Here is an 11,735-nt window from a genome sequence, read left to right on the forward strand (position 1 = left end):
TCCACAGATCTTCTGTCTTTTCCTCAGGTGTGGATGACGCTGTGGATAACTCATGGGGAGAGCTTGCGCGCAGCTACTTCCACTGCGTGGAGACACCGAATCCCGCGGCGATGAAGCCGAAACCGACCACGATGTTCCAATTTCCGAGGGCTTCCACCGGAAGCTGGGTCTCGGACAGGTAAAACACGACGATCCACGCCAGGCCGACCAGGAAGAACGCCAGCATGACCGGAGCGACCCAGTTGCGGTTCGTCAGCTTGATCGCCTGTGGCGTCCGCGTGGGCGGAGGGGTGTAGTCGTCCTTCTTGCGGATACGTGACTTCGGCACGAGGGGCTCTCCTGTCGATGCGCTGGGGACCTTGCCTGCCCCGGGCGTCCGTTAGCGTAGTGGACCTGTGGCGTTGAAGGAGAAGGGTACGTTGAGCAAATCCGACGACTCCTCCGCGGGTCCCCGTCGCCGTGCCAGACCGGTCCGGCTGCTCACGGCCGCCGTTTTCGCCCTGGCCGGCTTGATCTTCGTCACCAGCTTCAACACCTCCAAGGGTACGAACATCCGCACGGACGCCTCGCTCCTCAAGCTGTCCGACCTGATCCACGAGCGCAGCCAGAACAACCTGGACCTCGAGAAGAGCACCGCGACGGCCCGCGGCCAGGTCGACGCCCTGGCCGACCGGGACAACGGCAGCACCAAGGCGGAGGACGCCCGGCTCGCCGCACTGCGCGCCGCCTCGGGCACCGAGGAGATCACCGGCAAGGCCGTCACGGTCACCCTGAACGACGCGCCTCCCAACGCCACGGCCCGCATCCCCAACGTTCCCGAGCCCCAGCCCAACGACCTGGTGATCCACCAGCAGGACCTCCAGGCCGTGGTGAACGCCCTGTGGCAGGGCGGCGCCGAGGGCATCCAGGTCATGGACCAGCGCCTGATCTCCACCAGCGCCGTGCGCTGCGTGGGCAACACCCTGATCCTCCAGGGCCGGGTGTACTCGCCCCCGTACAAGGTGACGGCGGTCGGCGACCCGGGCGCGCTGAAGAAGGCCCTCGCGGCCTCGCCCGCGCTGCAGAACTACCAGCTGTACGTGAACGCGTACGGACTGGGCTGGAAAGTGGACGAGCACAAGGCGCTGACACTGCCGGGGTACTCCGGCACAGTGGACCTCCACTATGCGAAGCCGCTGGAGTCCGCCACCCCGTGACCGTGACGTCGACGTACCGCGCCTGCTGGTACGGACGTTCAGCGAGGTGTGCCTGACCGCCGGCTCCCTGATCGTGCTCTTCACGGCCTACGTGATGCTGTGGACCGGGGTCAAGGCCGACCAGGCCATGGACGGCGAGATGGCCCGGATGCGCGACCGCTGGGCGGCCGTCCCCGCGGCCGCGGCCGCACCGGCCCCGCAAGCCGCCCCGGCCCCCGAAGCCGCACCGGCCCCCTATACACATCTGACGCCGGCGGCGAACCACAAATTAATCGATCTAAGATATGATCACGTGGATCGGGTGCAGGAACACGTCATTTTTGTTTTATCAAGCAGAAGCGGGCAACGAAGTAAATGCGTAGTCTGGGGGGCCCGGAGGTGGGAATAGAGGACAGGCCCAACTGGGGCCTGTGGGGGGGCAGAGCCCGCTCTGGCCCGTGGGGAGGCAGAGCCCGCTCCAGCCCGTCCGGCGTTTGAGGACCGGGGTCCGGGGCGGAGCCCCGGGGCCTCGGGCGCAGCCCGGGCCCGGCGGGTCCGGGCTGCGCCCGGGGAACGGGGGAAGGGCGGGGAGGGGACCTGCCCCGCAGGGGTGCGTGTCACGGCGTCACCGTCCAGGGGTCTGGGAGGGCTGGGGCGCTCCGGCCGGTGCCGGCGGCGCAGCGGGGGTGGCCGATCCCGAAGGGGCCGGCGCCGGGGAGCCGGCCGGGCTGGGTACGGCTCCGGCCGGTGCGGACGAGGCCGGCGGAGCGGACGGCGGGGGCGGCTCCGCCGCGGGGGACGCGGCGCCGGCGACCTTGCCGTCCGGGCCGATGAAGACCGGGCTGCCCCCGGGCACCAGGCCCAGCTCGTGCGCCCGCCGCTGCAGCGCGTCCGGCGCCGAGTAGCCGTCCACGTCCCGCTGCAGCGCCTGCTCCTCGTCCGTGAGCACGGTGGTCTCCTTGCGCAGCTTGCTCAGCTGGAAGGAGCCCTGGTTCAGTGCCGAGTTCAGCAGCAGCAGGCTGATCAGCCCGCCGCCGAGCAGCGCGACCACCAGCAGGACGAACGGCGTGCGCGCCGCCTGTCCGGCCGGGCTCCCGGCCAGGACCCGCCCGAAGCGTCCCCCGCGTGGACTCACAGCCGCGCCTCCCGGATCCGTTCCACCCCGCGGAAGCGGGCCGGCGCGGCACGCCGGTTCTCCGCGATCTCCTCCTCCGTCGGCAGTTCCGCGCCGCGCGTGAGGAGCTTCAGCTTCGGCTGGTACTTCTCCGGTACGACCGGCAGCCCGGGCGGGGCCGTGTTGGCCGCGCCGGCCGCGAAGACCTGCTTGACGAGGCGGTCCTCCAGCGAGTGGTAGGAGAGCACCGCGATCCGCCCGCCGACCGCGATCCGGTCCACCGCGGCCGGGATGGCCCGCTCCAGTCCGGACAGCTCGCCGTTGACCTCGATGCGCAGCGCCTGGAAGGTGCGCTTGGCGGGGTTGCCGCCGGTCCGCTTCGCCGCCTGCGGGAGGGAGTCGCGGATCAGTTCGACCAGGCGCGCGCTGTTGGTGAAGGGGTTTTTGTCCCGCTCGCGCACGACGGCGGACACGATCCGCTTGGCCTGCTTCTCCTCGCCGTACTGGCGCAGGATGCGGACCAGCTCGCCGGGCGCGTAGGTGTTGAGCACCTCGGCCGCGCTGATGCCGGTCGTCTGGTCCATCCGCATGTCCAGCGGCGCGTCCTGCGCGTAGGCGAAGCCGCGGTCGGCCTCGTCCAACTGCATGGAGGAGACGCCGAGGTCGAAGAGGATGCCCTGGACGGCGGGGATGCGCAGGCCGTCCAGTACGTCGGCCAGGTCCGCGTAGATGGCGTGGACGAGGGTGGCCCGGTCGCCGAAGGGCGCCAGGCGCTCCCCGGAGAGGCGCAGGGCCTCCTTGTCGCGGTCCAGGCCGATCAGGTGGGCCTCGGGGAACCGGGTCAGCAGGGCCTCGCTGTGGCCGCCGAGGCCGAGGGTGCAGTCGACGACGACGGCCCCGGGCCTCTCCAGTGCCGGGGCCAACAGGTCCAGGCACCGCTGGAGCATCACCGGGACGTGTCGGGACTCGCTAGTCAAAGCGCCCTCTCAGATAACGGCGCGGCAGGCATACGCCGCGCCGCGCACGCGGAGTCTTACCAAAGTGGCCGGGCGGCCGCTTTCGGGCCGGGCTCCGGCCGGTTTCGCGTCACTTTAGTGCAACGGTCGCCGCGGTCAACGAACCGCCCCGCGCGCCGTGCGCCGCTCTCCCGACGAACCGGCGAACGCCCCGAATCACCCGGATGGGCGCCTGCCCCTCACCCCTGTGGGTTAGCTCACAACAAGGCGTCGTGACCTTCTTTGTCCACCCTCACTCAATGCCCGGACGTGCTGTGACCACTAACGTCGTACCCATGACGACTTCCGTACCCGTGCCCGCCGAGTCCGCCGTCAAGGTCACCGGCGACCGTTCCGTCACCGACCGGCTGGTGGCATCGAACCGCGACTACGCCGCGGAATTCACCGATCCCGGCATGGACGCCCGCCCCGTCCTCCACGTGGCCGTCGTGGCCTGTATGGACGCCCGCCTCGACCTGCACGCCGCCCTCGGCCTGGAGCTTGGTGACTGTCACACGATCCGCAACGCCGGCGGCGTGGTCACCGACGACACCATCCGCTCCCTCACCATCAGCCAGCGGGCGCTGGGCACCCGCACGGTGATACTCATCCACCACACCGGCTGTGGCCTCGAAAGCCTGACCGAGGACTTCCGCCACGAGCTGGAGGACGAGGTCGGGCAGCGCCCCGCCTGGGCCGTCGAGGCCTTCCGGGACGTGGACCAGGACGTCCGCCAGTCCATGCAGCGGGTCCGCACGAACCCCTTCCTCCCCCACAAGGACGATGTGCGAGGCTTCGTCTTCGACGTGCACACCGGGCTCCTGAGGGAGATCGATCCCACCTCGTGAGTGACACGGGACCGCAACGCCGTCAAGAATGCGGGGAGACGTCACCCGGAGGACCTCCGGGCCGGTGTCCGCACTCTCGCTTTTCTGAGGTGTTTCGGGGTGGGCCGGTCCGTGCCATGCGCGCGTCGGCCCTGGGATTGGGTCGAGGAGAACCAGGTGACCACGTATGACGACCGAGCGAGCCTCGCGGATCTGACGAGCACGGCGCAGCGGGTGCGGGATTCGGTCGAGAGCGTGATCGAGGGCAAGCCCGAAGTGGTCCGCCTCGCGCTGACCGTCCTGCTCGCCGAGGGCCACCTGCTGATCGAGGACGTGCCGGGCGTCGGCAAGACCATGCTGGCCAAGGCGCTCGCCAAGTCCATCGACTGCTCGGTGCAGCGCATCCAGTTCACGCCGGACCTGCTGCCCTCGGACATCACCGGCGTCAGCATCTACGACCAGCAGCGCCGGGAGTTCGAGTTCAAGCCGGGCGCGATCTTCGCGCAGATCGTCATCGGCGACGAGATCAACCGCGCCTCCCCCAAGACCCAGTCCGCGCTGCTGGAGTCGATGGAGGAGCGCCAGGTCACCATCGACGGCACCACCTACACGCTGCCGACCCCCTTCATGGTCGTCGCCACGCAGAACCCGGTGGAGATGGAGGGCACCTACCCGCTGCCCGAGGCCCAGCGCGACCGCTTCATGGCCCGGGTCTCCGTCGGCTACCCCAGCCCCGACGCCGAGCTGCGGATGCTCGACGTGCACGGCGGGCTCTCCCCGCTGGAGGACCTGACCTCGGTCGCGCACGCCCACGACATCGTCAAGCTCATCGAGGCCGTCCGCGAGGTGTACGTGGCCGCGCCGGTCCGGCGGTACGTCGTCGACCTGGTCTCCGCCACCCGCAGCCACCCGGACCTGCGCCTGGGCGCCTCGCCCCGCGCCACCCTGCACCTGCTGCGCGCCGTGAAGGCCTCCGCCGCCCTGGCCGGCCGGGACTACGTCCTGCCCGACGACGTCCAGGCGCTGGCCGGTCCGGTCCTCGCGCACCGGCTGCTGCCGACCGCGCAGGCCCAGCTGAGCCGGCGCACCGCCGAGCAGGTCGTCTCCGACATCCTGCAGCGCACCCCCGTGCCGGCCGCGCCCGCGCGCGGCGAGATGCCGCCCGGCGCGGGCATCCGGGGCTTCTGATGAGCGCCGGTGCCCCGCACGGCGCCGGCGGCCCGGACGCGCGGGAAGGCGGCGGGTTCCGCGCGTCGCTGGCCGGGCTGACCACCCGCGGCCGCTCCTTCCTGGCCGCCGGGGTCGCGGCCGCGCTGTGCGCGTACGTCCTGGGCCAGTCGGAGCTGCTCCGGGTCGGCCTGCTGCTCGCCGTACTGCCGCTGATCTGTGTCCTGGCCCTGCACCGCACCCGCCACCGGGTCTCCGGCAGCCGCCGGCTGAACCCGATGCGGGTGCCCGCCGGTGCCGAGGCCCGGGTGCAGCTGCGCGTGGACAACACCTCCCGGATGCCCACCGGCCTGCTGATGCTCCAGGACCGGGTGCCCTACGTGCTCGGCCCGCGGCCCCGCTTCGTCCTGGACCGGGTGGAGCCGGGCGGCCGCCGCGAGGTGTCCTACCGGGTCCGCTCCGACCTGCGCGGGTGCTATCCGCTGGGCCCCCTGCAACTGCGCCTCTCCGACCCCTTCGGGCTGGTCGAGCTGACCCGCTCCTTCTCCGCCTACGACACCCTCACGGTCATCCCGCGCACCGAGGCGCTGCCGGTGGTCCGCTTCACCGGCGAGTCCTCCGGCTACGGCGACGGCAGCCGCCGCTCGCTGGCCCTGGCCGGCGAGGACGACGTGATCCCGCGCGGCTACCGGCGCGGCGACGACCTGCGCCGGGTGCACTGGCGCTCCACGGCCCGCTACGGCGAGCTGATGGTGCGCCGCGAGGAGCAGCCGCAGCGCAGCCGGGCCACCGTGCTGCTGGACACCCGGCGCCTCGCCTTCGAGGGCGCCGGCCCCGACTCGGCCTTCGAGTGGGCCGTCTCGGGCACCGCTTCGGCCCTGGTGCACCTGTTGGAGCAGGGCTTCTCGGTGCGGCTGCTGACCGACACCGGGGACTGCGTGCCCCGCGAGGGCGGCGGCTTCACCTCCGGCGGGCAGGAGTCCGCGGAGGCCGCGGGGCTGATGATGGACACCCTCGCGGTGGTCTCCCACTCCGACGGCGCCGGGCTGTCCCGCGCGTACGACGCGGTCCGGGGCAGCGGGACGGGCAGCGGTTTCGGCGGAGCCGGCGGTGACGGGCTCCTCATCGCCTTCTTCGGAGACCTGGACGACGTACAGACGGAACTGGCGGCCAAGATGTGCCGCCGCAGCGGAGGGGCCGTGGCGTTCGTACTGGACTCCGCGGACTGGTCCGGGCGGCCGCCCGGGCTGGCCTCAGTGATGGCGCAGGGGCTGCCTCCGCTCCAGGAGCGCCTCGGCAGGCTGCGGGACGCGGGCTGGACCGCGCTGGCCGCCCCGCCCGGGGTGGCCTTCGGGGAGCTGTGGCGCCAGGCCGGCCACGCCCCGATCGGGACGGGCGGCGGTTCGGGTTCGGCGGGGGGCTGGGGAGGTAGCTCGTCGGCAGCGTCAGAGGTGTATAAGAGCCAGGGCCCCGGCCCCCGGCGCCACCGGCACCGTCGAGCTCACCGCCGACGTCGCCGGCGGCGGCCTGAACCGGGTCGTCTTCGCGGCCCAGACCGGCAACGCCGCGTGGCAGGTCCTCGGCTCCGCCGACCACGCCCCGTACAAGGTCACCCAGCACGTCACCGCCCCCGCCGGCACTCCGCTGCGCTACAAGGCCGTCGTCGTCGACTCCGCCGGCCGCACCGCGAGCGCCCTCGCCGCCTCGGCCGCCGGCCAGGCCCCGCCCGCCGAGGTACCCACCGCCACCCAGCGCGACTACGCCGTCGTCCACTACAACCGCCCCGACGGCGACTACACGAACTGGAGGCTGTACGCCTGGGGCGACCTGGCGGACGGCGAGGCGACGCCCTGGCCCGCCGGCCACGACTTCACCGGCCGCGACGCGTACGGGGCCTTCGCCCACGTGAAGCTCAAGCCCGGGGCGAGCAGCGTCGGCTACCTCGTCATCGACAAGGACGGCAACAAGGACGTCGCGGCCGACCGCACCATCGACGTCACCAAGACCGGCGAGATCTGGCTCGACCAGGGCAAGGAAGCCCCCCGCCCCGAGCGCCCCGCGTACCCGCCGCAGGACACGGCCAAGGCCGTCCTGCACCACCAGCGCCCCGACGGCGCCTACGACGGCTGGGGCCTGCACGTCTGGACCGGCGCGGCGAACCCGACCGAGTGGTCCAAGCCGCTGCTCCCCACCCGCACCGACTCCTACGGCGCGGTGTACGAGGTCCCGCTCGCGGCCGGGGCCACCAGCCTCAGCTACATCCTCCACAAGGGCGACGAGAAGGACCTCCCCTCCGACCAGTCCCTCGACCTCAAGGCCTCCGGCCACGAGGTGTGGATGCTGAGCGGCAAGGACAAGTACCTCCTGCCGCAGCCCGCCGGCAGCGCCGCCGCCCTGGACCTCACCAAGGCCCAGGCCGTCTGGATCGACCGCACCACCCTCGCCTGGAACGCCCCGCCCGCCGCCGCCTCCCTCCAGCTCCTCGCCTCCCGCGACGGCAGGGTCAAGGCGGAGAACGGCACCCTGACCGGCACCGAGGACGCCGTCTGGCTGCGTCTGGCCAAGACCGAGCTCACCGCCGCGCAGAAGCAGAAGTTCCCGCACCTGGCCGCGTACGCCGCCTTCACCGTCGACCCGCGCGACCGCGACCGGGTCCGGGACGCCCTGCGCGGCCAGCTCGTCGCCAGCGCCCGTACCGCCGCCGGCGCCGTCCTGGCCGCCACCGGCGTCCAGCTCGCGGGCGTCCTCGACGACCTGTACGCGAACGGCACCCCGCTCGGCCCCGTCTTCAAGGACGGCCGCCCCACCCTCTCCGTCTGGGCCCCCACGGCCCGGGAGGTCGCCCTCGAACTGGACGGCCGCACCGTCGCCATGCGCCGCGACGACACCACCGGCGTCTGGTCGGTGCGCGGCGACCGCGGTTGGACCGGCAAGCGCTACCGCTTCGCCGTCACCGTCTGGGCCCCGGCCGCCGGACAGATCGTCCGCAACCTCGTCACCGACCCGTACTCCACCGCCCTGACCACCGACTCCACCCACAGCCTGGCCGTGGACCTCGCCGACCCGAAGCTGGCCCCGCCCGGCTGGCGCGACCTGAAGAAGCCCGCCGCCGTCCCCTTCACCTCCGCGCAGATCCAGGAGCTGCACATCCGCGACTTCTCCGTCGCCGACCGCACCACCACCCGCCCCGGCCAGTACCTGGCCTTCACGGACACCGGCTCGGCGGGCATGCGCCACCTGCGCGACCTGGCCGCCGCCGGCACCTCGTACGTCCACCTCCTGCCCGCCTTCGACATAGGCACCATCCCGGAGAAGGCGGCCGACCGCACCGAGCCCGCCTGCGACCTGAAGGTCTACGCCCCGGACTCGCAGGAGCAGCAGGCCTGCGTGGCGGCCGCGGCCGCGAAGGACTCGTACAACTGGGGCTACGACCCCCTGCACTACACGGTCCCCGAGGGCTCCTACGCGAGCGACCCGAACGGCACGGCGCGCACGGTGGAGTTCCGCCGGATGGTGCAGTCCCTGAACGGCGCGGGCCTGCGCACCGTCATGGACGTGGTCTACAACCACACGGTGGCGTCCGGCCAGTCCGACAAGTCGGTCCTGGACCGCATCGTCCCCGGCTACTACCAGCGACTCCTGGCCGACGGCACGGTGGCGACGTCCACCTGCTGCGCCAACACCGCGCCCGAGAACGCCATGATGGGCCGCCTCGTCGTGGACTCGGTCGTGACCTGGGCCAAGCAGTACAAGGTCGACGGCTTCCGCTTCGACCTCATGGGCCACCACCCGAAGGCCAACATCCTGGCCGTGCGCTCCGCCCTCGACGCGCTGACCGTCGCCAAGGACGGCGTGGACGGCAGGAAGATCGTCCTCTACGGGGAGGGCTGGAACTTCGGCGAGGTCGCGAACGACGCCCGCTTCGTCCAGGCCACCCAGCAGAACATGGCCGGCACCGGCATCGCCACCTTCTCCGACCGGGCTCGCGACGCGGTGCGCGGCGGCGGCCCCTTCGACGAGGACCCGCGCGTACAGGGCTTCGCCTCCGGCCTGTTCACCTCGCCGAACTCCTCCCCGGCGAACGGCACTCCGGAGCAGCAGCGGGTCCGGCTCCTGCACGACCAGGACCTGATCAAGGTCGGGCTGACCGGCAACCTCGCCTCGTACGCCTTCACGGACTCCACGGGTCGCGCGGCCAAGGGCTCCGAGATCGACTACAACGGCTCCCCGGCCGGGTACGCGGCCGCCGCCGGCGACGCGCTCGCCTACGTCGACGCGCACGACAACGAATCGCTCTACGACGCCCTGAAGTACAAGCTCCCCGAGGGCACTTCGGCCGTCGATCAGGCCCGCGCGCAGGTCCTGGCGATGTCGGTCGCCGCCCTCTCCCAGGGGCCGTCCCTCTCCCAGGCGGGCACGGACCTGCTGCGCTCCAAGTCCCTGGACCGCAACTCCTACGACAGCGGCGACTGGTTCAACGCCGTCCACTGGGACTGCCGCGACGGCAACGGCTTCGGGCGCGGTCTGCCCCCGGCGGCCGACAACCGCTCGAAGTGGCCGTACGCGCAGCCGCTGCTGGCCGGTGGCGCCACCCCCGGCTGCGCGGAGATCACCGGAGCCTCGGCCGCCTACCGCGACCTGCTGAGGATCCGCACGACGGAGCCGGCCTTCGCCCTCGCCACGTCCGAGGCGGTCCAGTCGAAGCTGGCCTTCCCGCTCTCCGGGCCTGCCGAGACCCCGGGGGTGATCACGATGGCCCTGGGCGACCTGGTGGTCGTCTTCAACGCCACCCCGGCCGGCCAGGCCCAGCGCGTGCCCGCCCTCGCGGGCACGGGATACGCCCTGCACCCGGTCCAGGCCGCGGGCGCCGACCCGGTGGCCCGGCAGGCGGCGTACGACCCGGCGAAGGGGGAGTTCACGGTCCCGGCCCGCACGGCGGCCGTCTTCAAGCGGGGGTGAGCCGGGGCCGGGGTGGTCCGCACCAGGACGGGGCGCGGGTGCCGGTGGGGGTGCCGGCACGGGTGCGCGTCAGACGAGCGTGAGCTGGTCGAGCCGCTTCTCCAGCAGGATCACCCCGTACACCTGCCCGTCCTTGCCCACCTTGTGGGGGAACTCCCCGACCACCCGGTAGCCCGCGCCCTGGTAGTACGCGAGCAGCCGGGGGTTGGTGGAGACGCAGTCCAGCCGCGCCCGTTCGCGGCCGGTCCTGGCGATGCGCCGCTCGGCATGTTCGAGCAGCCGCCGGCCGGCCCCGACGGGCGCGGCCTCGCGTTCGACCATCAGACGGTGCACGTAGCCGGCGACGGGGGGCTGGACGCCCCAGGCCTCCTCGTCGGACCACCACAGCTCGTAGGCCCCGACGGCGTGCCCGTCGCCGTCGGAGGCCAGCCAGACCTCGCCCTCGCGCATGATCGCCCGGAAGTGCGCGGCGTCCTTCTCCCCGGGCTTCCACTGCTCGATGCCCTGCCCGCGCATCCAGCGGGCGGCCTGGTCGTACAGCGCCACGAGCGTGCCCGTGTCCTTCTCCCCGGCCGTCCGGAACAAGATCCCGTCGTCAATGATCACGCGGGCATTATTGCGCGCCATTTGATCAAGGAGCGCCCAGGAATCGCTCAACGGGCTCCGCTCGACGTGCACGGTTCAGCGCGGACCGTTCAGCGCGGACCGTGCGGCGCGGACCGTTCAGCGTGGGCCGTGCGGCGCGGCTCGTTCAGCGCGGCTCGGGCACCGTGGTGCCGTACAGGGCCGGCGTCAGCGCCACCAGCCGTCCCACCAGCTCCCCGAACGGCCCGTCGGCCGGCTCGTCCGCGAGGATCCGTACGAGGATGCCCGCCATCTCCGTGTCGTACGCGGCGCTGACCGCGGCCAGCGCCGCGAAATCGTGCACGAGCTGCAGTTCCAGCTCGCCGCGCGGGATCTTCCGGCCGTCCAGCCAGATCAGCGCGGTCGACTCGGCGAGCGAGACCCACGAGCGCACGACGAGCGCGAGCCGCGCGGGCGGCTTCTCCACGCCGAGGTGCGCGAGGATCTGCTCGTACGCCGCCTGCCGCACCTCGTCGATCATCGCGTTGGCCCGGCTGCTGCCGACGGCGGGGCCGCCCCGCATCAAAGCCGAGAACCCGGGCCCGTGATCGTCGACGAAGGCGAAGAACCGACCCATCACCCGCAGCAGCCGCGCACCGAGAGGCCCCTCCTGCGGCTCCACGAACCGCAGCGCCAGCTCGTCGGCGGCCCGGCGCAACGCGGCCTCGTACAGGCTCAGTTTGCCCGGAAAGTAGTGGTAGACGAGCGGCCGGGATATCCCCGCCGCCGCCGCGATCTCGTCGATGGACACATCGTCGGGCGACCGGTGGCTGAACAGCTCCAGCGCCACCCCGATCAGCTGCTGCCGCCGCTCCTCGACACCCATCCTGCGCCGCACCCCGGTTGTCATGCGGGACACCCTACTGCGCGACCC

9 protein-coding genes and 2 pseudogenes are annotated in these 11,735 nt (G+C 72.3%); 6 read left to right on the forward strand and 5 right to left on the reverse strand.

What is annotated here, in order from left to right; translation table 11 throughout:
• Positions 1–73: 73 nt before the first annotated feature.
• A complete protein-coding gene (gene crgA / locus DRB96_RS39045) occupies positions 74–328 on the reverse strand; it encodes a cell division protein CrgA (protein ID WP_112452650.1) in 255 nt (84 codons plus the stop codon).
• 91 nt (positions 329–419) lie between these two features.
• Here crgA and DRB96_RS39050 point away from each other — a divergent pair, with 91 nt between their 5' ends.
• Positions 420–1,196: a DUF881 domain-containing protein gene (locus DRB96_RS39050; RefSeq protein WP_112452651.1), complete on the forward strand. Its 777-nt coding sequence runs from the start codon at positions 420–422 to the stop codon at positions 1,194–1,196.
• A complete protein-coding gene (locus DRB96_RS39055; RefSeq protein WP_204357927.1) occupies positions 1,165–1,584 on the forward strand; it encodes a hypothetical protein in 420 nt (139 codons plus the stop codon). Before DRB96_RS39050 ends, DRB96_RS39055 begins: the two co-directional genes overlap by 32 nt.
• A gap of 216 nt (positions 1,585–1,800) precedes the next feature.
• Here DRB96_RS39055 and DRB96_RS39060 read toward each other — a convergent pair whose 3' ends face one another.
• Positions 1,801–2,310: a hypothetical protein gene (locus DRB96_RS39060; protein ID WP_112452653.1), complete on the reverse strand. Its 510-nt coding sequence runs from the start codon at positions 2,308–2,310 to the stop codon at positions 1,801–1,803.
• Positions 2,307–3,266: a 16S rRNA (cytosine(1402)-N(4))-methyltransferase RsmH gene (gene rsmH, locus DRB96_RS39065; protein WP_112452654.1), complete on the reverse strand. Its 960-nt coding sequence runs from the start codon at positions 3,264–3,266 to the stop codon at positions 2,307–2,309. The genes DRB96_RS39060 and rsmH overlap by 4 nt, the downstream gene beginning before the upstream one ends.
• Before the next feature lie 278 nt (positions 3,267–3,544).
• On the opposite strand from rsmH, the gene DRB96_RS39070 reads away from it, so the two are divergent.
• The 4 genes and pseudogenes from DRB96_RS39070 to pulA all read left to right on the forward strand — a co-directional run.
• Positions 3,545–4,132: a carbonic anhydrase gene (locus DRB96_RS39070; RefSeq protein WP_112452655.1), complete on the forward strand. Its 588-nt coding sequence runs from the start codon at positions 3,545–3,547 to the stop codon at positions 4,130–4,132.
• Positions 4,133–4,288: 156 nt separating this feature from the next.
• A complete protein-coding gene (locus DRB96_RS39075) occupies positions 4,289–5,299 on the forward strand; it encodes a MoxR family ATPase (protein ID WP_112452656.1) in 1,011 nt (336 codons plus the stop codon).
• Positions 5,299–6,651 (forward strand): annotated as a pseudogene (locus DRB96_RS39080) (DUF58 domain-containing protein); the annotation flags it as partial. The gene DRB96_RS39075 and the pseudogene DRB96_RS39080, both read left to right, overlap by 1 nt.
• Before the next feature lie 91 nt (positions 6,652–6,742).
• Positions 6,743–10,237: pseudogene (pulA, locus tag DRB96_RS39085) on the forward strand (pullulanase-type alpha-1,6-glucosidase); the annotation flags it as partial.
• 69 nt (positions 10,238–10,306) lie between these two features.
• Here pulA and DRB96_RS39090 read toward each other — a convergent pair.
• Positions 10,307–10,843, reverse strand: a complete 537-nt coding sequence (locus tag DRB96_RS39090) for a GNAT family N-acetyltransferase (RefSeq protein ID WP_112452657.1) — start codon at positions 10,841–10,843, stop codon at positions 10,307–10,309.
• 145 nt (positions 10,844–10,988) lie between these two features.
• Positions 10,989–11,711: a TetR/AcrR family transcriptional regulator gene (locus DRB96_RS39095; RefSeq protein WP_112452658.1), complete on the reverse strand. Its 723-nt coding sequence runs from the start codon at positions 11,709–11,711 to the stop codon at positions 10,989–10,991.
• Positions 11,712–11,735: the final 24 nt, after the last annotated feature.

The organism is Streptomyces sp. ICC1 (assembly GCF_003287935.1).
GTDB lineage: Bacteria > Actinomycetota > Actinomycetes > Streptomycetales > Streptomycetaceae > Streptomyces > Streptomyces tritrimontium.

Excerpts from the sequence above, each read along its gene's own strand:
- DRB96_RS39055 (WP_204357927.1), top strand. The coding sequence starts at position 1,165 with ATGCGAAGCCGCTGGAGTCCGCCACCCCGTGACCGTGACGTCGACGTA.
- DRB96_RS39095 (WP_112452658.1), bottom strand. The coding sequence starts at position 11,711 with ATGACAACCGGGGTGCGGCGCAGGATGGGTGTCGAGGAGCGGCGGCAG.
- DRB96_RS39070 (WP_112452655.1), top strand. The coding sequence starts at position 3,545 with ATGCCCGGACGTGCTGTGACCACTAACGTCGTACCCATGACGACTTCC.